At 62.5% G+C, this 24,144-nt stretch carries 20 protein-coding genes and 2 pseudogenes; 12 read left to right on the forward strand and 10 right to left on the reverse strand.

Annotation, left to right across the window (positions count from 1 at the left end; translation table 11 throughout):
* Window positions 1–36 precede the first annotated feature (36 nt).
* The 3 genes from WS95_RS32960 to WS95_RS08980 all read left to right on the forward strand — a co-directional run bounded on the left by WS95_RS32960 (window position 37) and on the right by WS95_RS08980 (window position 2,067).
* A complete protein-coding gene (locus WS95_RS32960) occupies window positions 37–1,086 on the forward strand; it encodes a fimbrial protein (protein ID WP_082746873.1) in 1,050 nt (349 codons plus the stop codon).
* Window positions 1,087–1,142: 56 nt separating this feature from the next.
* A complete protein-coding gene (locus tag WS95_RS08975) occupies window positions 1,143–1,694 on the forward strand; it encodes a fimbrial protein (protein WP_059823351.1) in 552 nt (183 codons plus the stop codon).
* Window positions 1,695–1,800: 106 nt separating this feature from the next.
* Complete coding sequence (locus WS95_RS08980) at window positions 1,801–2,067, forward strand: hypothetical protein (RefSeq protein ID WP_155294360.1); 267 nt, start codon at window positions 1,801–1,803, stop codon at window positions 2,065–2,067.
* A gap of 303 nt (window positions 2,068–2,370) precedes the next feature.
* Here the strand turns inward: WS95_RS08980 and WS95_RS08985 are convergent, their stop codons facing one another.
* From WS95_RS08985 to WS95_RS08995, 3 genes are all read right to left on the reverse strand, one after another.
* Complete coding sequence (locus WS95_RS08985; protein ID WP_059823563.1) at window positions 2,371–3,144, reverse strand: SDR family oxidoreductase; 774 nt, start codon at window positions 3,142–3,144, stop codon at window positions 2,371–2,373.
* Window positions 3,145–3,267: 123 nt separating this feature from the next.
* Window positions 3,268–4,659, reverse strand: coding sequence for a heavy metal sensor histidine kinase (locus tag WS95_RS08990; RefSeq protein WP_059823352.1), 1,392 nt, complete (start codon window positions 4,657–4,659; stop codon window positions 3,268–3,270).
* The gene (locus WS95_RS08995) at window positions 4,656–5,327 is read right to left on the reverse strand and encodes a heavy metal response regulator transcription factor (protein ID WP_059780822.1); all 672 of its coding nucleotides are present in this window, start codon (window positions 5,325–5,327) and stop codon (window positions 4,656–4,658) included. The genes WS95_RS08990 and WS95_RS08995 overlap by 4 nt, the downstream gene beginning before the upstream one ends.
* Window positions 5,328–5,567: 240 nt before the next feature.
* Between WS95_RS08995 and WS95_RS36015 the strand changes: the two genes are divergently transcribed.
* The 5 genes and pseudogenes from WS95_RS36015 (at window position 5,568) to WS95_RS32975 (ending at window position 12,364) form a co-directional block, all read left to right on the forward strand.
* Complete coding sequence (locus WS95_RS36015) at window positions 5,568–6,068, forward strand: multicopper oxidase domain-containing protein (RefSeq protein WP_082725064.1); 501 nt, start codon at window positions 5,568–5,570, stop codon at window positions 6,066–6,068.
* A gap of 224 nt (window positions 6,069–6,292) precedes the next feature.
* Window positions 6,293–6,586 carry an H-NS histone family protein gene (locus WS95_RS09000; protein ID WP_059823354.1) on the forward strand — a complete coding sequence of 98 codons (294 nt, stop codon included), beginning with the start codon at window positions 6,293–6,295 and terminating at the stop codon, window positions 6,584–6,586.
* 196 nt (window positions 6,587–6,782) lie between these two features.
* A pseudogene (locus WS95_RS36095) lies at window positions 6,783–6,839 on the forward strand (ESPR-type extended signal peptide-containing protein); the annotation flags it as partial.
* A 411-nt stretch (window positions 6,840–7,250) separates the two neighbouring features.
* Window positions 7,251–11,273, forward strand: a pseudogene (locus tag WS95_RS32970) (YadA family autotransporter adhesin); the annotation flags it as partial.
* Window positions 11,274–12,061: 788 nt separating this feature from the next.
* Window positions 12,062–12,364 carry an H-NS histone family protein gene (locus WS95_RS32975; protein ID WP_082720335.1) on the forward strand — a complete coding sequence of 101 codons (303 nt, stop codon included), beginning with the start codon at window positions 12,062–12,064 and terminating at the stop codon, window positions 12,362–12,364.
* A 293-nt stretch (window positions 12,365–12,657) separates the two neighbouring features.
* Here WS95_RS32975 and WS95_RS09015 read toward each other — a convergent pair whose 3' ends face one another.
* The 6 genes from WS95_RS09015 to WS95_RS09040 form a co-directional block, all read right to left on the reverse strand.
* Window positions 12,658–13,749 (reverse strand): hypothetical protein, encoded by a 1,092-nt coding sequence (locus WS95_RS09015; RefSeq protein ID WP_059823357.1) that lies wholly within the window; start codon window positions 13,747–13,749, stop codon window positions 12,658–12,660.
* Between the two features lie 241 nt (window positions 13,750–13,990).
* Entirely contained in the window at window positions 13,991–14,494 is a 504-nt protein-coding gene (locus WS95_RS09020; RefSeq protein WP_059823359.1) for a hypothetical protein, read from the reverse strand.
* Window positions 14,495–14,615: 121 nt separating this feature from the next.
* A complete protein-coding gene (locus WS95_RS09025; protein WP_059781197.1) occupies window positions 14,616–15,440 on the reverse strand; it encodes an OmpW/AlkL family protein in 825 nt (274 codons plus the stop codon).
* Between the two features lie 73 nt (window positions 15,441–15,513).
* The gene (locus WS95_RS09030) at window positions 15,514–16,767 is read right to left on the reverse strand and encodes a DUF2957 domain-containing protein (protein ID WP_059823361.1); all 1,254 of its coding nucleotides are present in this window, start codon (window positions 16,765–16,767) and stop codon (window positions 15,514–15,516) included.
* Window positions 16,768–16,838: 71 nt separating this feature from the next.
* The gene (locus WS95_RS09035) at window positions 16,839–18,452 is read right to left on the reverse strand and encodes a DUF2957 domain-containing protein (protein WP_059823363.1); all 1,614 of its coding nucleotides are present in this window, start codon (window positions 18,450–18,452) and stop codon (window positions 16,839–16,841) included.
* A gap of 628 nt (window positions 18,453–19,080) precedes the next feature.
* Window positions 19,081–19,377, reverse strand: coding sequence for a cupin domain-containing protein (locus WS95_RS09040; RefSeq protein WP_059823365.1), 297 nt, complete (start codon window positions 19,375–19,377; stop codon window positions 19,081–19,083).
* Window positions 19,378–19,798: 421 nt separating this feature from the next.
* On the opposite strand from WS95_RS09040, the gene WS95_RS09045 reads away from it, so the two are divergent.
* The 3 genes from WS95_RS09045 to WS95_RS09055 all read left to right on the forward strand — a co-directional run bounded on the left by WS95_RS09045 (window position 19,799) and on the right by WS95_RS09055 (window position 23,105).
* Window positions 19,799–20,743 carry an ABC transporter ATP-binding protein gene (locus tag WS95_RS09045; protein WP_059823366.1) on the forward strand — a complete coding sequence of 315 codons (945 nt, stop codon included), beginning with the start codon at window positions 19,799–19,801 and terminating at the stop codon, window positions 20,741–20,743.
* Window positions 20,744–20,748: 5 nt separating this feature from the next.
* Window positions 20,749–21,519, forward strand: a complete 771-nt coding sequence (locus tag WS95_RS09050; RefSeq protein WP_059823367.1) for an ABC transporter permease — start codon at window positions 20,749–20,751, stop codon at window positions 21,517–21,519.
* Between the two features lie 161 nt (window positions 21,520–21,680).
* Window positions 21,681–23,105 carry an MFS transporter gene (locus tag WS95_RS09055; RefSeq protein WP_059823369.1) on the forward strand — a complete coding sequence of 475 codons (1,425 nt, stop codon included), beginning with the start codon at window positions 21,681–21,683 and terminating at the stop codon, window positions 23,103–23,105.
* 162 nt (window positions 23,106–23,267) lie between these two features.
* On the opposite strand, the gene WS95_RS09060 is transcribed toward WS95_RS09055, so the two are convergent.
* Window positions 23,268–23,498, reverse strand: a complete 231-nt coding sequence (locus WS95_RS09060) for a hypothetical protein (protein WP_034204228.1) — start codon at window positions 23,496–23,498, stop codon at window positions 23,268–23,270.
* A 228-nt stretch (window positions 23,499–23,726) separates the two neighbouring features.
* Between WS95_RS09060 and WS95_RS09065 the strand changes: the two genes are divergently transcribed.
* Window positions 23,727–24,116 carry a YciI family protein gene (locus WS95_RS09065; RefSeq protein WP_034206113.1) on the forward strand — a complete coding sequence of 130 codons (390 nt, stop codon included), beginning with the start codon at window positions 23,727–23,729 and terminating at the stop codon, window positions 24,114–24,116.
* The last annotated feature ends 28 nt before the right edge of the window (window positions 24,117–24,144 follow it).

Raw genomic sequence — 24,144 nt, forward strand, 5'->3', positions numbered from 1 at the left:
AAATATATTTCATGAACACGGATGGCGAGGTAAGCAATGAAGCGTTTGATCAATTATTTTTGTTTGATACCTCTGGTAGCGGTACTGTGGTCGCCATCCATCGCAAACGCAGCATTCTGCTGGGGTCTGCCCGGATTCAGTACGAATGTAATAAATTTCCCGGGGAAGACGATCAACCCGGATCGTAACGCCACTGTCGGCACCGTTCTCGACACGATCACGGTCTTTCTTCCGACGAGATGGTCGAACGTCGTTCAATGCAGTGCACCTCAAGTACCGATGACCGTCAACCACAGCGGAAATCTCACGAGCCTTGGCAACTATATTTATCAGACAAATGCCCCCGGAATCGGCATCAGAATCAAAACAGTCGTCGACGGCCCGGCATGGGCAAATGGAAATTCCCGTGGGCAAACGTATTACGAGGATTTGGATAAAGGCGCCACGCTAACGTCTGATCCGTGGAATTTTCTTGGACCATTTACATGGATCGCCTACGGTGGAACATTCACGCTGGAAATTATCAAAACGGGCGAAATTCAGCCTGGAACAGTTTTCAGTGCTCAAATTGGAGAGGTTGCTGCCGGCGGGGTCGTATTCAGGCGATTCAATCTTTCCGGCAACATCGTCGTTCAATATGCGTCGTGCAAAGTCATGTCATCGTCGATTCGAGTACCGTTGGGCAGCGTGCCGCAGCGGAAATTCAAAGGCCCCGGCACGACGAGCGATCCGGTGAATTTCTCGATTCCCATCGATTGCACCGGCGTCACGCGCAATGTCTACATGACGTTTACCGACAACGCGAATCCCGCCAACACCGGCAACACCCTGCCGCTCACCCGCGATTCGACCGCGCGCGGCATCGGAATCCAGATCCTGCCCGACGGCGCAACCGGGATCTCCTCCCCGATCGCATTCGGCCCGGAATCCGGCGCGATCAATCAGCAACTCGTCGCAAGTCTTGGGCGCCAATCGGATATCGGACGGGTCGACGTCAAATTGCGCGCACGCTACGTTCAGACCGAAGCCAGGGTCGTTCCGGGGACCGCGAACGGAATCATGACTTATACGTTGTCCTATCAATGATCATGAACATCCGTCGCTGCCGCAGAGTCATTCGATTTCATATGGGGAGAATATCGATGCGTCGCTTGCTGTTCGTCGTGCCGTTCGCGGTCGCCATCCCCACCGCTTTCCACTTGCTGCCCGCAGCGCGCGCGGAAGATGGACTGGTGAACTTTCAAGGGCAGGTTGAAGGAGCGACTTGCAAGATCAATGGCGCGGAAGCCGAAAATTCCTCCTTCGACGTCAAGGTGGGTACGCTCCCGGTTGCATCATTTCGCTATGTCGGCGATCCGCCCACCATGACGCGCCCGTACAAGATCACGTTGAGCGATTGCACGCCGCCATCCGGACGCGTATCGGTCTATTTCGAACCGGGTCCGACCGTCGATCAGAACACGGGTCAGCTCATCAACACGGGAACGGCGAAGAATGTCCAGCTGTCGATCATGAACAGCGATTTCTCGAAGATCAATCTTGCAGGCGCCCGCGGTGCGCAAAACTCGCAGTCGTTCAACATCGTGGACGGCTCCGCTACCCTCGTATACTTTGCCGGATATGTTGCTACGTCGCTTCCGGTAGTTGCGGGGACCTTCAATACCTCGGTGACATATATCCTGAATTTTGAGTGATTCCCTTCCCGCGCTGCCGGAGCAGCGATCGTCAGGTTCGTCCCAGGAAGAGCAGAGGCGGACGCGGCCGTCTCGTCAGATCCGGATAACCGCGCCCGCCCGCAACATGAGCGTCGTGCCGCCTCGTACCGCCTCTGCGGAAATCGTCTCGATCTGGCGGGTCGTGACGCCCACCATCGCCTATACGATCGAGGCACGCTCGGATCGGACCTGGCTACCGTACTCGATCGACTCGTACCGGCGTCATCATTCGTGGACGATGTGTCCGCTCACGCCGCAGCCGGCCACGGACGACGTGGAAACGGCGATCCTGGCATGGGCCAATACGCTCGACGAAGCATATAAGCTGTACTGCATATGGCGCGCGAATTGACGTTTGTTGCATACGGCATTATTCCGCTGTAGCCCGTCCATCGGACCGGCGACGCCCCACCGGCCGACCTTCCTTCTCACGCGCCGCCGGCAGCGGAACGTTCGCTCAATGCGCAGCGCCTCATTTCGGTTCGATGCATCATGATTGCTCTGTCATGCGAAACATCTGACGTGCTGCGATTCCGGTAAAGCGCATCCCGCAGCGGCAATGCCGATCCAGCCGTGGCTTGGCAATTCCGCTTTGACCACGCCACGATCGCCGCCAGCTGTGGGAAATGGATATGAATCGCCTTCCCGACGTGCGCTACTTCGTCGTATAACCACCGTTGATCAGAATCGTCTGACCGGTAATCCACCAGCCGTCGGTCACGAGATGACGGATGAACGGCACGACATCCTCGATGTCGGTGAGGCCCGTCCTGCTGAACGGCGACAGCGCGGCGGCAGTCTTGTGATAGGCGACCGCGTCGGCCCCTTCGGCCGGATAGAAGAATGGTGTGTCCATCGGGCCCGGCCCGACCGCCGTCACGGAGATGCCGCGCGCGCCGAACTCCTTCGCCGCCGCACGCGTGAAGTGCTCGACTGGCGCCTTGGTTCCCGCGTAGGCCGCGTAGAACGGCGTGAACGCGCCGAGCAGAGAAGTGACCAGCGTGACGATCTTGCCATTGTCGTTGACGTGTCTGCCCGCCTCGCGCAGGAAAAAGAACGCGGACTTCGAGTTCACTGCGGCCATTTCGTCATACTCGGCCTCGCTGATCTCCGTGAACGGCTTTTTCAACACCTTGCCGACCGTATTGATCGCGACGTCCGGACGCCCGAACGTCGCGATCGTGTCCAGAAACAGCGCTTCCATCGCACCCGCGCTCGTCAGATCCGCGTGGAAAGCGGCTGCTTCGCACCCTGCCGCCTCGATAGCCGCGACCGTCGCGTCGGCTTCCGCCTTCGAACTCGCGCTGTTGTAGTGAATCGCTATCGCCTTCGCGCCATGGCTCGCCAGGTCTCGCGCGATCAGACCGCCGAGATTCTTTGCGCCGCCTGCGATCAGGACGACCTTGCCCTTGATGTCGTGATTGCCCACCGCTCCTCCGATATGAATGACCTTTCCGACCATCGAACCGAGCATCGACATTAGTGCAAAAATCGCCTCCGCGTGGCGGTGCCAACCAAATTTAACAGTCGCGAACACGCGAACTTAATAGCTTCAATTCGGCGTCGGGAATGTGAGCGTGAAGACGGTCTCTCCGTCGGCGCTGACGACACCGACCGTGCCACGATGCAGTTCCATGATCGATTTGACGATGGCCAGACCGAGACCGGAATTCTTCGACGAGCCGTAGCGCGACGGATCGGCTCGATAGAAGCGCTCGAACAGGCGGGCCGCATGTTCGGCCGGAATATCCTCTCCCTCGTTTCGGACACCGATCGACATCGATCCTCCCTGCCGGGCAATGGCGATACGAACGATCGTACCGGGCCGCGCGTGCTCGATCGCATTCGACAGCAAGTTCGCGACCGCGCGCTGGAACAGCATTTCATCCGCGACGACGGTACCGGCGCCATCGAAAGCGATCCGGATATTCCGGTCGCTCGCGACCTCGTTGTAGTACATGACGATCTTCGCGAGCGCCTCGCCGACATCGAAGCGTTCGAGCGTGACATGCTGCGTCGCATGATCGGAGCGCGCGAGAAACAGCATGTTGTCGAGCATTCTCTTGAGCCGTTTGCACTCCTCCAGATTGGATTCGATCAGCGTTTCGTATTCGGCACGTTCCCGTTCGCGTGACAAAATCACTTGCGATGCGCCGATGATGTTCGCGAGCGGCGTGCGCATGTCATGCGCGACATCCGACGAGAAACGCGACAATTGATCGAATGCAAGCTGCAGGCGATCCAGCATTCGGTTGATCGATCGGGTAATTTCGGCGAGCTCCTCCGGGGCATGGTCCATGCTCAGCCGTTCGTCGAGTCGGCTCGCCTCGATGCGCGTCGCGTGCCGGCCGATTTCGCGGACCGGATGCAGCCCGCTGCGCATGATCGCATAACCGAGCGCGGCGATCGACAGCGCACCGACTGCGGCCGCAACCACGACATGGATCAAATAGGCATGCATGAGTGAGGTCCGGTCGCCCGCGCTTCGCACGATCGCGACCGTCACGGTATTGCCGTCCGCCAGCAGCACCGGGCCATGCATGCATTCGGCCGGACCGATGCCGGGCGGCGCACACGCGTACGCCCGGTTGGGTTCATGCTCGCTGGCGATGCGCGCGTCCAGCGCGACGCCCGCCGCCTCCGAATGCTGGATGACCGACTCGCCGTTGACGCCGAACACGGCGACGAACAAGCCCGAATGCGCCTGCAACGCTTCGTGAAACAACGGCCCAGCCTGCCGGACGCCATCGAGCGTCCGGGACTCGTGCAAGATTTGTCCGATCTGCTTCAGTTTGTCGGAAATCTCGCCGTCGTCGCGTTGTCGGAGCTGCGTGGACAGCGCCTGGTACAGAAACGTGCCGATCAGGAACAGCACGACGACGCCAGCCAGCGCGAACGCCATGGTCAGCCGACCGAGCAGCGAATAGGACTGCGAGCGCGTCATGAGGAGCGATCTTCCAGCACGTAGCCCATGCCACGCACCGTGTGCAGCAGCTTCGGGTCCTGATCGTCGATCTTCAGACGCAGCCGGCGGATCGCGACGTCGACGACGTTCGTGTCGCTGTCGAAATTCATGTCCCATACCTGCGACGTGATGAACGCGCGCGTCAGGATCTCGCCCGCGCGTTCGACCAGCAACTGCAACAGCGCAAATTCCTGTGCGGTCAATTCGATGCGTGCGCCGCCACGCGTTACACGTCGCTTGATGATGTCGACCTCGAGATTCGAGATCTTCAACACGGTGCGATTGTCCCGGCGCGTCCGGCGCAATAGCGAACGAATGCGCGCGAGCAGTTCGGCGTAGTCGAAAGGCTTCGGCAGGTAATCGTCCGCGCCGAGCTCGAGCCCCTCCACCTTGTCGGTGATCGTGTCGCGCGCGGTGAGCAGCAGCACTGGCGTGTGTTTCTGTTTCCGCAATCGGCGCAACACTTCGAAACCGTCGACGACGGGCAACATCACGTCGAGGATCACCAGATCGAAATCCTCGCTCAATGCCATGAACAGTCCGTCCTCGCCGTTGCTCGCCGTGGCGACGCCGTAGCTCGCCTCCGTCAGGCCCTTGTGCAAGTACGACCGCATTTTTTCTTCGTCTTCGACAATCAGGATGCGCATGGTCTCGAGGCGGGCCCGGGTGGGGTTGACCGATATTTATGCGGCGCGGGCGCTGCACATCGAAAAGATAGCGCCAAAGACGGCAATTTTCCAGACAACGAACATGAACGGATTGTCATCTGGCAGCAATTTAGCTGATGTCGCTTCGTCGCTAATCTCGTCCCAAGCTCGACGGGCGGCGTTCTCGGGAAATCAGCCGTCGGTGATCGCGCGCCAGGACAACCGGACTTCATTCAGGTCATGCATCCAGATTTCGGCAGACGCACCTCGTCACCCGCATTGGCGCCGTCTGCCTCGCAGGCGGGTTCGGCCTGTGGCGGCCAGACGTATGGGCGCTCGCGCACGGCGACGACTGTGAACGGCACGCTGCCGGGACCGCTCGTGCGTGGGCGCGAAGGCGGCACCGTCGCGCTGCGCGTCGCCAGCCGGACGAACGAACCGGCGTCGATCCACTGGCACGGCTTACGCGGCAACGGTCGGCCCGTGCTGACGCACGCGGATTTACGGGGTGCATTTCCGGACCCCGTTGGCCGTGCGCCGACGCGCACGATCGAATTGCGCCTCATTGGCCATATGGAGAAATTCGTGTGGTCTTTCGACGGTTTGAAGTTGGCCGACGTGCAGCCGCGGCGCCTGCGTTTCGGAGAGCGCGTGTGGATTGTGCTCGTCGGCATGCGCCTCGCTCGTCCTGCTCGCCGTCGCCGCGCTGGGCGTGCGGAATCCTCGCCAAAGTCAATTTAATACATTAATAAAACGGAGAATGGTCAACAATGTAAATATCAAAAACATAAGCCAAAAAAAACACACCAGACCGTCGCTATACTTTCAACGTGCAGCACAACCCAGAAGCGACAGGTTAATAGCCCAGACAAGATATATCACGAACATCGAATACAAAGTTGCCAAGCCCGCCCCATCGGAAGCGCAACGATGCTCGTTACGTTAAGTTGCCGAGTGAGGTCAAAATGACTGAATTCTCCAATTTCTTGAACAGAAAGGCCTCGCTCGAGGCGCAGATCAACGAAGAGCGATTTCTCTGTCGTAAAAAAGTATTGTCGGAAATCATGATCGCTATTGAAGAGTTCAAGTTCGTCCCGGAAGAGGTGTTCCCGCGCAGCGAAAAACGCAAGGTTCGACCGCGCTATTTCGATCCCAAGTCTGGTGCAATCTGGAGCGGCAGAGGAAAAGAGCCACACTGGATTCGCGGCAAGGATCGCCGGATGTTCGAACTGGAAAGCGATTCGCTACAAATGAAGTGAAGAAGGCTTGCCAATCTCCATATTAATAAAAATACGTGAAGGCACCGCCAGAAGCGCCTTCATAGCGCAGAGACAGCCAATACAAACCATAGCGAGATGAACAATCAACTTCGGCATACGCCGAAGTTGATTGCTTTTTGCATCGACGAGATTTATTTGTCGATTTCTTACAATCAATATTCAACGCATCGTTAACATGAACAAGATATACAAGATCATATGGTCCCACGTCTCATCCGGATGGGTGGTCGTGTCGGAAGGGGCAAAACAGCGAGGCAAGACCGCTTCGACCAAGGAAGCACCGCAGCTGAGCAGGGAATTTCATCACGCGGTTCGGGCCGGCAGACTGGGCATCGTCCCACTACTGCTTCTTTCCGCATTCTCCCCGAGCGTATTTGCCCAGCAAATTCCGACGGTGATTTCAGGATTAATTCAAACCAACAGCTTCAACAGCAATTCGTACATAGCGGCTTACCAGCTCATCGCCAACAGCGATAACCAAACCCAGGGCCTTCCCGAGGGCGTTTTGTTAAGTGGATTCGGAACCGGAACGACGATCCGAAACTACTTTTATGGGTATACCGACTTAAACGGACTCACCCATACAATTATCGGCGACAGTACCGGGGATACCGGCAACAATTCGCTTTTCCAGGTAAATGCGGGGCGTATTCAGATCGGGAATGGGGCGAGCGCTGGCCCGAGTTCATCTATCGCGATCGGCGCCAATGCCACGGCGTCGGTTAGCTCTGGCATAGCGCTCGGCACCAATGCCTCGGCATCGGCTAATTCCGGCGATGTTGCCCTTGGGTCGGGATCGGTTACAGGCGCGACAAATCCGACCGCTAGCGTAACAATTGGATCCACGACCTATGGCGGTTTCGCTGGCACCAATCCGACGAGCGTCGTCAGTGTCGGTAAGGGCGGATCCGAGCGCCAGATTACTAATGTCGCCGCGGGGAGAATCACAGCGACAAGTACAGACGCAATCAACGGCAGTCAACTTTACTCGCTTGCCAGCACTACAACTAGTTCAATTACTTCGCTGTCCTCCGGTCTGAGCTCCGCCAATAGTAACGTCTCGTCGTTGTCGACGGGCCTGAGCTCGACCAGCAGCAATGTTTCGTCGCTGTCCACCGGTCTGAACTCCACCAACAGCAATGTCTCGTCGCTGTCGACCGGACTTAGTTCCATCAACAGCAACGTCTCGTCGTTGTCGAGCGGTCTGAGCTCGACCAACAGCAATGTCTCGTCGCTATCGACCGGTCTGAGCTCGACTAACAGCAACGTCTCGTCGTTGTCGACCGGTTTGAGCTCCACTAACAGCAATGTCTCGTCGTTGTCGTCGGGGCTAAGCTCCACCAACAGCAATGTTTCGTCGCTGTCGACCGGCCTGAGTTCCACCAACAGCAACGTCTCGTCGCTGTCGACAAGCCTGATCTCCACCAACAGCAATGTTTCGTCGCTGTCGACCGGCCTGAGCTCGACTAACAGCAACGTCTCGTCATTGTCGACGGGTCTGAGCTCCACCAACAGCAACGTCTCGTCATTGTCGACGGGTCTGAGCTCCACCAACAGCAACGTCTCATCGCTGTCGACCGGTCTGAGCTCGACCAACAGCAATGTTTCGTCACTGTCGACCGGTTTGAGCTCGACCAACAGCAATGTTTCGTCGCTATCGACCGGTCTGAGCTCGACCAACAGTAATGTTTCGTCACTGTCGACCGGTCTGAGCTCCACTAACAGCAACGTTTCGTCGCTGTCCTCCAGTCTGAGCTCGACCAACAGCAACGTCTCGTCGCTGTCGACGGGCCTGAGCTCGACCAACAGCAATGTTTCATCGCTGTCGACCGGACTGAGCTCCACCAACAGCAACGTCTCGTCGCTGTCGACCGGTCTGAGTTCCACCAACAGCAACGTCTCGTCGTTGTCGACCGGTCTGAGCTCTACCAACAGTAATGTTTCGTCACTGTCGACCGGCCTGAGCTCGACCAACAGCAATGTCTCGTCGCTATCCTCCGGACTGAGCTCTACCAACAGCAACGTCTCGTCGCTGTCGACCGGTCTGAGTTCCACCAACAGCAACGTCTCGTCGTTGTCGACCGGCCTGAGCTCCACCAACAGCAATGTCTCGTCGCTGTCGACCGGACTGAGTTCCACCAACAGCAACGTCTCGTCGTTGTCGACCGGCCTGAGCTCGACCAACAGCAATGTCTCGTCGCTATCCTCCGGACTGAGCTCGACCAACAGCAATGTTTCGTCGCTGTCCTCCGGACTGAGCTCGACCAACAGCAATGTTTCGTCGCTGTCCTCCGGACTGAGCTCCACGAACAGCAACGTCTCGTCGCTGTCGACGGGCCTGAGCTCGACCAACAGCAATGTCTCGTCATTGTCGACCGGTCTGAGCTCGACCAACAGTAACGTCTCGTCGTTGTCGACCGGACTGAGCTCCACCAACAGCAATGTCTCGTCGCTGTCGACCGGCCTGAGTTCCACCAACAGCAACGTCTCGTCGTTGTCGACCGGACTGAGCTCGACCAACAGCAACGTCTCGTCGTTGTCGACCGGTCTGAGCTCGACCAACAGCAATGTTTCGTCGCTGTCCACCGGCCTGAGCTCAACCAACAGCAACGTCTCGTCGCTGTCGACCGGCCTGAGTTCCACCAACAGCAACGTCTCGTCGTTGTCGACCGGACTGAGCTCGACCAACAGCAATGTTTCGTCGCTGTCCACCGGTTTGAGCTCGACGAACAGCAATGTTTCATCGCTGTCGACCGGTCTGAGCTCCACCAACAGCAATGTTTCGTCGCTGTCGACCAGTCTGAGCTCCACTAACAGCAACGTTTCGTCGCTGTCCTCCGGCCTGAGCTCAACCAACAGCAACGTCTCGTCGTTGTCGACCGGTCTGAGCTCCACCAACAGCAACGTCTCGTCGCTGTCCACCAGCCTGAGCTCGACCAACAGCAATGTCTCGTCGCTGTCCACCGGCCTGAGCTCCACCAACAGCTTGCTGACATCGATGTCGACGTCGACGTCGGCCGCGATCGATGCCGCGAAGACGCACTACTACAGCGTCAACGACAACGGCACGCAGCAGGGCAACTACGACAACAAGGGCGCAACGGCACCCAACGCACTCGCCGCAGGTGTCGGCGCCTCCGCAACGGGCATCAGCAGCGTCGCCGTCGGCGACAGCGCCAACGCTTCTGCGGACGGCGCGGTCGCCATCGGCCAGAATGCGTCGGCAACGAGCGGCAAGGCAGTCTCGGTCGGCTCCGGCAACACGGCGAGCGGCGACGGCGCGGTAGCGATGGGTGCGAACGACACGGCGACCGGCAACGGCGCAGTGGCGCTCGGCAACGCGAACACCGCAACCGGCACGAGCGCACTCGCCCTCGGCACGTCGAACCAGGCCACCGCAGACAACACGATTGCGCTGGGCAACCAGTCCACGGCCAGCGCGGCCAACGCGCTCGCCCTCGGCTCGAACGCCACCGCGAACGTCGCCAACTCGATCGCGCTCGGCGCGGGCTCGGTCACGGGCAACGCGGTCGGCGTGTCGACCGTCACGGTCGGCGGCATCACGTATCCGGTCTACGGAACCAAACCGGTCGGAGTGCTGAGTATCGGTTCACCGGGTCATGAGCGCCAGATCACGAACGTCGCTGCCGGTCAGGTCAATGCCACCAGCACGGACGCGATCAACGGCAGCCAGCTCAACGCGACGAACCTGGCAGTCGACGCGCTGTCCGCCGGTCTGAGCTCGACCAACAGCAACGTGGCGTCGCTGTCCACGTCGACCTCGACCGCGATCAGTTCGCTGTCGACCGGGCTCAGTTCGACGAGCAGCAGCATTACGTCGTTGTCGACAGGACTGAGTTCGACAACCAGCAACGTCGCATCGCTGTCGACCGGCCTTTCGACGACCAACGCCAGCCTGTCGTCCCTTTCGACCGCGGTCGCGCCGCTGATCTCGATCAAAACGCAGACGACGGACGGCAGCACCGCAATCGGTTCAGGATCGTCGGCATCCGCGAATTCGACGGCGGTCGGCCATAGTGCGACCGCGTCGGGCACGAATTCGACCGCAGTGGGCAAAGACGCAATGGCGTCGGGACAAAACTCGACCGCCGTGGGCCAAGGGGCAATCGCTTCGGGGAAAAACTCGAAGGCCGACGGCCAAGCCGCAGCCGCAACGGGCGACAATTCGACGGCACTGGGGCAAGGATCGACGGCTTCGGGAGCCAATACGACCGCGGTAGGCCAGGGCAGCATGGCAAGCGCCCCGAACTCCGTTGCGATCGGCACGGGCTCGGTGGCCTCCGCGCCGAACACAGTGTCTTTCGGATCCCCGGGCAATGAACGTCGGCTGACGAACGTGGCGCCTGGCATCGACGGCACGGACGCCGCGAACATGAATCAACTGTGGGGCGTCCAATCCACCGTCAACGAGGTGGCCCGTCGTGCGTACTCAGGCGTCGCCGCGGCAACCGCGTTGACGATGATTCCGGAAGTCGACCCGGGCAAAACGATCGCGGTCGGGATCGGTGGCGGCAGCTACCAAGGGTACTCGGCGTCGGCAATCGGCGTGTCCGTCCGCTTCAGCGACAACCTGAAGGCAAAGCTCGGTGTCGGGATCAGCAGCAATGGCAGTACTTACGGTGGAGGCGTCTCCTATCAGTGGTAAGCGGTAGGTACACAGCGCCCCGGGCGTCGCAGTTGCGACTGCCGCTCGGGGCGTCATTGCATGACGGAGGCGGAAACGGACCGGCGCACAGTATGCCGCCGTCACGCCGATCGCGATCCCTTGCGTCGCGTCTCCCGCTCGCATGAGCGTGGCTTGCACCGACCGACGCCTTGCAGACATCCCTTGTCGCGGCATCCGCACTCGTCTTCCGCAGCCTGTAACCGGCCGCCAGACGAGCCGCTCGTGCGCGCCGACTCGCACACGACGCTCCCGGTGTTACGCGTGTCATTCGGTCGACATCGCGTCGATACACCGCGTGACGATCAGCCCGCCCCCCCTCGTTCCGAGCGGCATTCGTTCTCCGGAACGGCCCCGATTTGTTCCTCGTTCCGCCCGCGCCCGCGATACATCGCCTCCAGGCGTGGTCATCGCCCAACTCGTCTATGCACCAATATCGTGAAAATCCACGACACTCAGGATTGGAAAATAAATCAATTAAACAAAACGACAACTGCAAATCATGTAAAGATATTTATTTAAAGAACCAGCCACAAACAATCCGTCGATATAATTTCACACATCCCACTGGAAGTTCGCCAGTTCATAAAAAATCAACACAAGATTACATATTTGAACTTATAGAATCACACTTTCGACAAGCGTTGAAGTATCGAAACCTGCCAGTACGGATAATCGAGGAATAGTCGAATTCGGCTCGACGACTTCCGATCCGGTCATGACGTTCCTCCATACCCAATTTCAATATCAATTCGCCACACGAGACCAAGATGAACGAGCCTTCAGATTGCCCGGCGAGAAAATCCGCGCCAAAGGAAAAGGTCAATGAGAATAAATTTTCCTGTCGAAAGAAAGTGTTGGCGGAGATCCTGAAGGCGGTCGTGGAATTTCAATTCACCCTGGACGAACTGTTCCCGGACATCCGGAAGCGCAAGGCTCGTCCACGCTACTTCGATCCGGTCAGCGGAGCAACGTGGAGCGGGCGTGGAAGAGAACCTCACTGGATTCGCGGCAAGGATCGCAGGAAGTTCGAACTCGATAGCGGCACGCCGACAAACGAGCCGGAACGCTGAGACGCCGTCGATCGAACTTGCGTTCGTCACCGTGTCGGCGCGAGCGCGCCCTTCACCGAATCGCGGCCAAACACTCGCGACCGTCGCCTTGTCGACCGGCGGGAGCGTCGGCAGGAACCGCACTTCGTCGCCCAAGCCGGCGCCGGGGCCCGACAGGTGACGTATCCGCCGCTGGCTGACTGCAACCAGTTGTCGAATCTGCAAGCGCCGGCTTCGAGATCCGCGAAGTGAAGGCGGTCGAGCGGCACGATCGCCGCATCGACCGAAGGTATGGCGTGCGATGCCATATTCATTCAGTCTCCGGAAAACCGTACCCGCGTAGCGGCCCGCACACGTTTCGCGCGCACGATCGGATTCGATCGCGACGTCAGGCTCATCGCGCCGCGTAGCCGATCGAACGCGACATCCTCCTTCATCCCGAAGCGGTTGACCGCCGGCCACGCGAGCGCTTCGTCGAGCCAGGCTTGCCACGCGTCTCCATGAAAACGCCGCGCGAACTCGCGCACCAAGCCCGGCGCCGCGATCACGATGCCCGCGAGCAGGTAATACGCCCAGAAGCTGCCCGCGCCGACGAGCCGGTCGAGCCGGCACACGGACACCGCCGCGAGCAGCCCGGCCACCGACGCGAGATCGGTGCGTCGTTCGCGGATCGCCCGTGCCACCAGATTGTGCTGACCGCCGTACGCGGCGAAGGAAATCTCCTTGCCGGCTGCAAGCTCCGCGCAGAACATCGCGAGCGCGGCCATCTCGTCGATGCGCGCCGCATCGTCGCGCGGCCCGCAGACGCGCAGCACGATCGCGTCGATGACGGCCCCCGGCCGGGCCGACGGCTCCACGCAGGCCGCCGCGGCGGTGGCGCGTCGTTCTCTCAGGTTCTTCGCCAGCGGCGGCACTTCACCGTTCGCGAGCCGCTCCCGCATTTCGTCCGTGTCGACCTCGTCGCTGTCGGGCGCGACACCGTCGGCAATCCGCTCGAGCGCGGCCCAGCCGTCGTTCGGATCGTCGAAGGCCCACGCATCGATGAAGCCATGCGCCGCATCGAATGCCGCGCGCGATCCCGGGCAGTATCGTTCCGCACGCGCGAGCTGCCGTGCGTCGGGAACGTGCATGCACACATCGGTCGCATCGCATGCGCAACCGCCACCGTCCGTCGCAATCCACGGCGCGAGTTCGTGCAGGACACCGATCGCTTCATGCGACAGATTCGCGCCGGCGCGCACGCGTGCCGCGTGCGTCGGCGTAGCGGCCGGCGCGCAGATGTCGCGCGTCGCCACGCAAGTCGCTTCGTTCAGGTAGTCGATCAGGTACTGCAGCCACGCGGCCGTGCGCAGCCGGTCGGGCGTCGCGCCGCGGGCATCGCCATACTTCGCTGGGTCGGTGAGCATGGGTGGTCCGGAATGGTTCTGGCAAATCGAAATGATCGTTCTATGTCCATCGACGCAGGTGGCACGGTGCGTCTCGCCGGCCCCTGCATGGCCGCCCGCATCGGATCGCGAAGCAGGCGGCCAGCCGGTCGTCACGCCGATACGCGCGACGACGCGAATGCATCGCGAAACCGGATCGCCCGCCGTGCATCGTTGCACGGTCTTCGTCCATGGCGGACGCCCGGCTCCGCTCGCGCGACGCTTACTGCACGTGGAACTTCGGCGACGTCAGGACGGTACCGCCCACCGTACAGTCCGGCGTCAGCGCGGCGTTGTTGAACGTCAGCGACGAGTTCGCATCGCTCCACGCCGTCACGACCTTGCTCGGCCCGCAGGTGCCGAGCAACGTGACGTTCACCTTCACGTTGTTGATCGACAGTTGCGTCGTGCTGTCGGCTTGCCCCGTCCACGGCGACGTGCTGCTCGCGCTGCCGCTGATCAGGCCGCACGTCGCGCCGCCCGAGAACGTCGTCGACGTGATGTTGACGATACCGGTCGACGTGATCGTGCCGTTGAAGGTCGCGTTGCAGTTTGCGTTGATCGATCCCTTGGCAAGGATCGTCAGCCCCGTCGCCGAGAACGGCTCGCCGTTCGGATTCATCGGCTGGCCATCGGCGCGCGAAACGGTGACGGCGAAAGCAGGCGCGGCCGAGACCGCGGTGAAAGCCACTGCAGCAACAAGCGATACGATTGTGCGAATGCTCATTTGAACTGCCCCCTCTCTTCACGAATGGCGGCACGCCGCCAGGAACGCAACCTTCCGGCCGGAACGAGCCGGCCGGCCGGTCGCAGGAAGCCGCCGGCACGCGTCATACGCGCCGGTCGGCTCAGAACTTGTAGGAAATCCCGACGAACGTGATCAGCGGGTCGGCCTTCAACTTCGTGCGCGTGGTCGCGAGCGTCGACCCGTCGGCCGCCTTGATCACCAGCGACGAGTAGGTCTTCAGCGGCATGTACGTCAGCGTCGCCGTGAGCCCCCAGTGCTTGTCGATCGCATAGCTCGCGCCGATGTTGTAGACCGGCGTGAACGACGACGACGCCTTGCCCTCCACCGACGTCGCCCCCGGCTTGCCGGCGCCGGCGGCGAGCACGCTGCCGAGGTTCTCGTTGATGTCCTTCGCGAAGTTGCCGTTCAGTTCGATGTTGCTGAACCAGCTGTAGGCCACGCCGATCCCGACGAACGGGCGGAACTTCGCCGTCGACGAATTGAAGTAGTACTGCAGAATGATCGTCGGGCTCCACTGCCGCGCGTTCTTCACGGCCGGCTGGTTCGCCGACTTGTCCATGTCGACGTTGCCGAGCGCGCCGGCCGGACCCGGCGGCCTGATCACGCCGTGCCCGGTGAGCGTGAACTCGGGCGGCACGCCGAGCACCGACGTCACCGCGATGTGGTCGGTGAAGAAGTGCGTGAGCGTGAGGCCGACCGTATCGGCGTTGTTGACCGTCAGGCTCGTGCCCGGCGACGTGAACGAACCGGGCAGGCGCAACGGTCCGTTGATCGGCATGTTCGCGAGATTCGTCGTCAGCCCGTTGGTCGAATCCTGCGGCATAATGTGCAGCCAACCCAGCGTCGCGACGTTGTCGCCCGCCTGCTGGGCCAATGCGAGCGTCGATACGCCTGCGACGACACCCGCGACAATCAGCTTCTTCATGAAGTCTCCCCCTCATTCCGTCCGGGCGCCGCGCATTCGCGCGCGGCGCCGCCGTGTCTCCATCCGCACGCGGTCACTGCACGAACGCGCCCACCGTGAAGTACGGGTTGCTCGTATCGGCCATGTCGAGGAACCCGAACACGCCGCCGGTGAACACGAACTTGCCGGTCGCCGGCCCCGACGCCGCATCCGCATGCACGGTCGTCACGACGCCCGGCACCTTCTGCGTGTAGTCGAGGTTCAGCGCGCGCGTGAGTGCGGCCTGCGACGCGTTGAACGGATCGAGCAGCGTGGCCTGCGCGCCGACGAGCGCGGTCGCGCGGTAGTTGAACGCGCTGTCGACGCCCGTGTACTCGCCGTCCTGCGAGCCCTGCACGATCGCCGTCTGCGGGCTCAGGAACGAGATGCCCGATTCGTCGTCCGCGCTCGGCGGGCCTTGCGTGAGGTCCGCATTCGCGGCGCCGGTACGGATGAAGATCGGCACGAGCTGGTTGCGCAGCTTGCCGACGATCAGGATCCCCTTGCCGGCCTTCGCCGGATTCAGCGCGGCGAGCGTCGGCGGAATCTGCGGCTGGTAGTTGAGCGACTGGAATGCCGGCGCATCGGGACGCAGCGTGAACGGCTGGTTCACGGTCGCGCTCGATGCAAGCGGCTGCCCGCCGTTCTTCTTGCCGAAGTTGTCGGTTTCCGTATAGCTGCCGTCCGCGTCGATCGTCACCTTCTGGTCGAGCGCCACCGGCTGGAAGTTCTGCGACGGCACCTGGTGATAGCCGAGCTGGTTGTACGTGCCGGCGATCTTCGTCAGGTCGGTTTCGAGCGACGAGAAGCTGATGAACGGGTAGTACGGGAACGTCGTCTTCGGGATCTTGCCGACGCCGATCACGCCGTCGAACTGGATCGTCGCGCCGGGGATCGCGCCGCCCAGCACGCCCTCGCCGAGGAACAGCCGTGCGGGTCGGCTCGGGTCGAGGCTTGCGTTCTGCATCCGGAACGTGCACTGGTTCAGCTTCACCGTCGGCAGCCCCGTTTCGTCGGCCAGCGTGCCGTCGACCACGTTGGCGGGCGCCGTGTCGCGGGTCGGCTGCACGGTGCCCGTCGCGGTCGGCACCGGCGACGCGAGGTAGGTCATCCGGTACGTCATCTTCGTCGTGTCGAGCTGCACCTTCACGAGCTCGCCCGACCCGGAGCCGCCGATGAACACCGTGTTGTAGTCGATCGTCTGCGGGCACAGCCGCACCGCCGGCGCGGGCGGCGGGTCGCCGTCGCCGCCGCATGCGGCCAGCACGGGCGCGAGCGACACTGCGGCCATCCAATTTTTCACATTCATAGGAATCCTCTTGAAATTCGATTCGCCGGCGGCGACGCACGCGCCGCCGGTGTTACGTGTTCAATGCAGGGTTACTGGACGAACGCGCCGACCGTGAAGAACGGATTGACCTTGTTGTTGTCGACGACCATCGCGTAGACGTTGCCGGCCGTCACGAGCCAGCCCGTGTCGCCCTTGCTGAAGATCGCGACGTCGCCGGTCGCACCCTTCGCGTTGAAGCCCTGCGTGGCCGTGACCTTGATCTTGCCGGGCGTGGCCTGCGTATAGTCGAGCGAGAACTGCGAGGTGACCGACGACGTCTGCGGATCGATGAACGCCGCGGTATTGCCCTGGAACAGCGTGGACGTATAGTTCGCGGCGATCGTCGACACGGCGGTGCCGTCGTTGCAGGTGCCGGCTTCGGGCAGGAAGAAACCGCCGTTGAAGGTACCCGGCAAGTCCGGATGCGGAATAGTGATGTCGAAGCTCGGGCCGCCTGTCGCAATGGCACCGGTCGGGCCATCGGAGGTCACGATACCGCACGCCGACGCGCTGGTTGCGCCGATGTACCCGCCTTTCAGCGAATTCGCCGCGATCGCCTTGGTCGACGAGAGCATCGAGATACCGACTTCGGCATCGGCAACCGACGCAAGGACGTTGCTCTCGTCGACGTGCGTGTAACCGACACGAATCACCACCGGCACCAGCACGCCATTCAGCTTGCCGACGATCATGATCCCCTTCGCCTGGCTGGGAGCCAGGATCACGATGGCCGACCCCTGTCCGGCAAACGGATAGACGACCGAGCCGAGCGCGCTGGCCTTCGCATTGCTCACGAAGACGTTGTCGGCCGATCCGTCCGCGTTCTTGCGCAATGTCCACGGCGTTCCGGTGGTCTGACACGAGTAGTCGCTGCCCTGCGTGATCGTGCACGATCCGTCTGCGTTGAGCGTCTGGTTCCAGTTGATGACGTCGGGCTGCCAGCCGACTGGTCCGAGAAAATTCTGATAGTTGGAGCCGACCGGCGACAGGTGAATGCCGACCTCGTTGTAGTTGCCTGCGACCTTCGTGAAGTCGGTTTCCGTTTCGACGAAGCCGATGAACGGATAAAAATCGAACGTGCGCGACGGCACGACCCCGAGCACCAGACCCGGAATCGGCTCGAGGCCCTTGAACGCGATCGTCGCGCCCGGAATGCCGCCGCCCACCACGCCGTTGCCGACGAACAGCATCGGCGGATCCGCGCGATTGATCGTCACCGAATACGCGCCGTCGCTCGTCGCGCCGCTGTCGAGCACGAACGCACAGCGATTCTGCTCGGCCGTCGGAAGATTGGTCGGATGATGAAACGCGCCGCTGATCGTCAGGCCCGCGCGCGTAGTGTTGACCTGCCCTGCCGAGGTCGGCACCGACGATTCGATGAACTGCATCTGATAGGTGAGCTTCGTCGTATCGAATTTCACCTTCACGTACTCGCCGCTGCCGGCGCCGCCCGTATACGTCGTCGTGTAATCGAGCGCGTCGGGGCACAGCTTCGTCACGACGGGCGGCGTCGTTTCCGCGCCGCTCGGCCCGCATGCGCTGCCCGAGCACTGCGGCACGGTGATCGGCCCCGGATCGTCGCCGCCGCCGCAACCGGCGACGAACGGCAGCGCCAGCACCGCGCACGCCAGGATCGCCTTCCGCCATTCAGGAATGCAAATCATCTACCCCTCCTTTTCAGGTACGACAAGTCTCGTCCGGCCGGGCTGCATGGCCCGCCGGTTGGTATCGCGCCGCCGCCCGAAAGGCGCGGCGCATGACGATGCACGCAAGGCGGCCGCGATGCCGGTCGGGCACATGCAGCAGACGAGCGCGCTCCCGCGGCGCCGTCATGCGGCACGGCGCCGTCGGAACGATCGAAACGGAAAGTGGCTTGCCGCTATGGCTCGCCGCTATGGCTCGCCGCTACACGGCGACGTGACGATGCAGCCGCGCGACCTGCGTCGCGCCTGCATTCAGCGAAATATCGGAAAACGGCAGTCCCGCTGGCCCTGCGGATAGGCGTCTCATGGCGTGGTCTCCATACGTACGCTTGATTCGTTATCGTGATGCGTCGTTTGTCGAGACTATGATCGGACGCTTCCCACAAGTAAATGGATGCAGAGTTCCAAACGGATGAAACCGCGCGATCCTAGCGCGTGCACGGTATTTGACAGTTTTTCAAACGGCCTTCATTTTATTTGCTCAGACAAATACCGGGCCGTGGAACACGCGTTTGAACGGCCACCGCCGATCTGCGCCGAGCCAGGCCGGCCGGCCTTCGGCGGCCCGCACGCATGCTGCGCCGCAACCTCAGACGTCGATGATCGCGAGTGTGCCGTGGCTGCCGGGCAGCACCGCATGGCGCGTGCCGGCGCGCGCGAGGTACATCTGCCCGGCCCCGACCGCGACCGTTTCCGCGTCGACTTCCAGCATCAGCGTGCCGTCGAGCACCAGCAGCCCCTCGTCGTAGTCATGCACTTCCGCTTCGTAAGGCTGCGCATCCATGCGCAGCACCTTGATCCGGGCCGGCCCGACTTCGCCGACGATCGTGGATTTCCAGGCGGCAGCCTGTGCATCCGCCACGGATTTGAAATCGATCAAGGACATGCGCCGCTCCGTATCACCGTGAAAGGAACGCATTATCGCGAGCGCCACGCGTGCCGTCCCGGTACGGCGCGCGGGCCGGCAGGCAGCACAGTCGGCCGGGCCGCCGAGCGGGCGCGCGGTCGCGGCCGGTTCGCGGAAAACTCTCCGCATTGTTCGCTTCGCTCGAATAAAACACCGAATCATGAGTCGATATCGCCGCCATTCACGCAAATCCGGCACCGGCACGACGCGGCCTTTCCACCGAAATGCATTTCGATCTGCCGATTGCTAATATGGCGGTCCCGCGATCCCGCACCACAATACCGTTCGACATGACGCCCGTTCGCCATGCCGTCCCCGGTCCCGGCCGCTTCGCAGCGGCGGCGGCGCCGGGCACGCGCGGCGCCCGCCGTCGCGCCGGGCGGCCGTGCCATCCGTGAGCATGCAACCGATCCTTTCCGTCTCAGACCTCTCCAAGACTTACTCGTCCGGCTTCCAGGCGCTGAAGCACGTGACCCTCGACATCCGCCCCGGCGAGATCTTCGCGCTGCTCGGGCCGAACGGCGCCGGCAAGACGACGCTGATCGGCTCGATCTGCGGCATCGTCACGCCGACCGAAGGCCGCGTGACGGTCGGCGGCCACGACATCCGCGATCAATACCGCGCGGCCCGCGAAATGATCGGCCTCGTGCCGCAGGAGCTGACCACCGACGCGTTCGAAACCGTCTGGGCCACCGTGTCGTTCAGCCGCGGCCTGTTCGGCAAGGCGCCCGATCCCGCCTACATCGAGAAGACGCTGAAGGCGCTGTCGCTGTGGGACAAGCGCGACAACAAGCTGATGACGCTGTCGGGCGGCATGAAGCGCCGCGTGATGATCGCGAAGGCGCTGTCGCACGAGCCGCGCATCCTGTTCCTCGACGAACCGACGGCCGGCGTCGACGTCGAGCTGCGCCGCGACATGTGGAAGCTCGTCGATTCGCTGCGCGAAAGCGGCGTGACGATCCTGCTGACCACGCACTACATCGAGGAGGCCGAAGAGATGGCCGACCGGATCGGCATCATCCTCGGCGGCGAACTCGTGCTCGTCGAGGAAAAGCGCGAACTGATGCGCAAGCTCGGCAAGAAACAGCTCACCGTGCAGCTCGAGCAGCCGCTCGCGGACGTGCCGCCCGCGCTCGCGCCGTTCGGCCTCGAACGCGCGGAGGACGGCGCCGCGCTCGTCTACACGTACGACTCGCAGCGTGACGATGCGAGCATCGCGAAGCTGATCAACGCGCTCGGCTCGGCCGGCATCGGCTTTCGCGACCTGCACACGACGCAGAGTTCGCTCGAGGATATTTTCGTCAGCCTGATCGACAATCGCCGCAACGGCGCACAAGGGGCCTAACGCACATGGCGAACTGGAATTTTCACGGCATCCGCGCGATCTATCGCGCAGAAATGGCCCGCACGCGCCGTACGCTGATGCAGAGCATCATCGCGCCGGTGATCTCGACGTCGCTGTATTTCGTCGTGTTCGGCTCGGCGATCGGCTCGCGCATCAGCGACGTGAACGGCATCGGCTACGGGTCGTTCATCGTGCCGGGCCTCGTGATGCTGTCGCTGCTGTCGCAGAGCATCTCGAACGCGTCGTTCGGCATCTACTTCCCGCGCTTCACCGGGACGATCTACGAGATCCTGTCCGCACCCGTGTCGTACTGGGAAATCGTGATCGCGTACGTCGGCGCGGCCGCGTCGAAGTCGATCCTGCTCGGCGTGATCATCCTCGCCACGGCCGGCCTGTTCGTGCCGCTGCACATCCTGCATCCGTTCTGGATGGTGCTGTTCCTGGTGCTGACGGCCGTCACGTTCAGCCTGTTCGGCTTCGTGATCGGCATCTGGGCCGACAGCTTCGAGAAACTGCAGCTCGTGCCGCTGCTGATCATCACGCCGCTCACGTTCCTCGGCGGCAGCTTCTATTCGGTCGACATGCTGCCGCCCGCGTGGCGCGTGATCACGCTGTTCAATCCGATCGTCTACCTGATCAGCGGCTTCCGCTGGTCGTTCTACGGGCTCGCCGACGTGCACGTGTGGATCAGTCTCGCCGCGACCGCGCTGTTCCTCGTGATCCTGCTCGCGATCGTCGCGTGGATGTTCCGCACCGGCTACAAACTGAAGAATTGACGACGACCTGCGTCACGCGCGCCGCCCGCCGATGACGCATTTGGGCAAGCAGGCGGCGCTTTTCCTCTGATGCGGCAGTTTGTGGTCGCGTCTACTGAATACGAAGCATCGGGGCCCTGGAGCATGCGCTGCGCGGCCCCTTTTTCATTTCAGAGGACGCCATGCCCGCCGCCACCGCTCCCGCCTCCGCCGCCGCCCGGCTCGAACGCCTGCCGTTCTCCGGCTATCACAAGCGCATCTTCTTCATCATCGCGATCGCGTTCTTCTTCGATTCGGTCGACCTCGGCACGATGACGTTCGTGCTCGGCTCGATCCGCAAGGAGTTCGGGCTGTCGACCGCGGCCGCCGGCCTCGTCGCGAGCGCGAGCTTCTTCGGGATGGTGCTCGGCGCGGCCGTCGCCGGCCTGCTCGCCGACCGCTTCGGCCGCCGGCCCGTTTTCCAGTGGAGCATGGTGCTGTGGGGCGCCGCGTCGTACCTGTGCTCGACCGCACAGAGCGTCGACGCGCTGATCGTCTACCGCGTGCTGCTCGGCATCGGGATGGGCATGGAGTTTCCGGTCGCGCAGACGCTGCTGTCCGAATTCGTGCCGACCGAGAAGCGCGGCCGCCTGATCGCGCTGATGGACGGCTTCTGGCCGCTCGGCTTCATCACGGCCGGCATCGTCGCGTATTTCGTGCTGCCGCAATTCGGCTGGCGCACCGTGTTCGCGCTGCTCGCGATTCCGGCCGTGTTCGTGCTCGTCGTGCGCCGTATCGTGCCGGAATCGCCGCGCTGGCTCGAACATGCGGGCCGGCACGCGCAAGCCGACGCGGTGATGCAGTCGATCGAGGCAAAGGTGATGCGCTCGGCCGGCGTCGCGACGCTGCCGCCGCCGTCGCGGCTCGCGGAGCCGGCCGTCGCCCGTGGCCGCGGCGCATGGCGCGAGATCTGGAGTGGCGTGTACCGCCGCCGCACGGTGATGGTATGGCTGCTGTGGTTCTTCGCGCTGCTCGGCTTCTACGGCCTCACGTCGTGGCTCGGCGCACTGCTGCAGCAGGCCGGCTTCGAAGTCACGAAATCGGTGTTCTACACGGTGCTGATCTCGCTCGGCGGCGTGCCGGGCTTCCTGTGCGCCGCGTGGCTCGTCGAACGCTGGGGCCGCAAGCCGACCTGCATCGCCTCGCTGATCGGCGGCGGCGCGATGGCGTACGCGTACGGCCAGAGCGCGCTGTACGGCGGCAGCACGACGCTGCTGATCGTCACGGGCCTCGCGATGCAGTTCTTCCTGTTCGGGATGTGGGCGGCGCTGTACACGTACACGCCCGAGCTGTACGGCACCGGCGCACGCGCGACGGGTTCGGGCTTCGCGTCGGCGATCGGCCGGATCGGCTCGCTGATCGGGCCTTACGTGGTCGGCGTCGTGTTGCCGGTGTTCGGTCAGGGCGGCGTGTTCACGCTCGGTGCGCTGTCGTTCGTCGCGGCGGCCATCGCCGTCTGGACGCTCGGGATCGAGACGAAGGGGCTCGCGCTGGAGCAACTGGCGGCAGGCGACGAGACGGGCGGCGGCGGCCGGTATCCGGCGGCGGCGGCGGACGAGGCGTCCTGATCGCGGCGGTCGGTTTTTGCGCCGTTTCGGGCAGGCGAGCGTTCGGTGCCGCCCGGCGGGCTGCATGAATCGCGCGTGCTCGCCGGCGCGATCGCCCATTGCGAAGCCGCCGCCGCGTAACGCGCGGCGGCGGTCATCCGGCAGCGGCGCGGCCGCGGCCGGTCAGGCGTCGGCGACGATGAATTCTTCGGCCGCCTTGCGCTGGATCGCGGCCATCACGGCCAGTTCACGCTTGCTGCGCGCGTCGCCGGACACGACGCCCGTCGCATGCTTCGCCTTCGCGCCCAGCGGGAAAAAGACGAACGACGCGCCGGCCGGGGCCGCCGGCTCCGCACGCAGGCGTTTGTTCAGGATTTTCAGGTACTTCTTCTTCGAGACTTCCTTGGCAGCCATGGCACCCTCCACGTACACGTGATGCGGGCCAGCATACCAGTTTTGCCGATGCACTCCGTGACAGCGGCCGCGCGGCGCTCCCCACCGCTTCGATCGCGCGTGAACAATTTTTCGCCCACGATGTCGATTCGCGTCGCCGTCGCGCGTCGTATCGTCGTAACCGATCGTTTTGCCGTCGCACCGCCGGCAAGCGCCCTATTCACTATTCACGTTCGAGGAGATACGACAATGCGCGTCATGGTCATAGTCAAAGCCACCGCCGATTCCGAATCCGGCCGAATGCCCGACCCCGACATGCTGGGCGCGATGGGCCAGTTCAACGAGGAACTGATGAAAGCCGGCATCCTGCTCGCGGCCGACGGGTTGCGCCCGAGCAGCCACGGCAAGCGCGTGCACTTTTCCGGCAAGAGCCGCACGGTGATCGACGGCCCGTTCGCCGAAACGAAGGAACTCGTCGCCGGCTACTGGGTGTGGCGGGTGAAATCGATGGAGGAAGCCGTCGAATGGGTGAAGCGCTGCCCGAACCCGATGCCCGGCGACTCCGATATCGAGATCCGCCCGCTGTTCGAGGCCGAGGATTTCAGCCCCGCATTCACCCCCGGGCTGCAGAAGCCTTAAGCGCAAAAACGTACCCATTGACGGAGCC

The organism is Burkholderia sp. MSMB1826 (assembly GCF_001526325.1).
GTDB lineage: Bacteria > Pseudomonadota > Gammaproteobacteria > Burkholderiales > Burkholderiaceae > Burkholderia.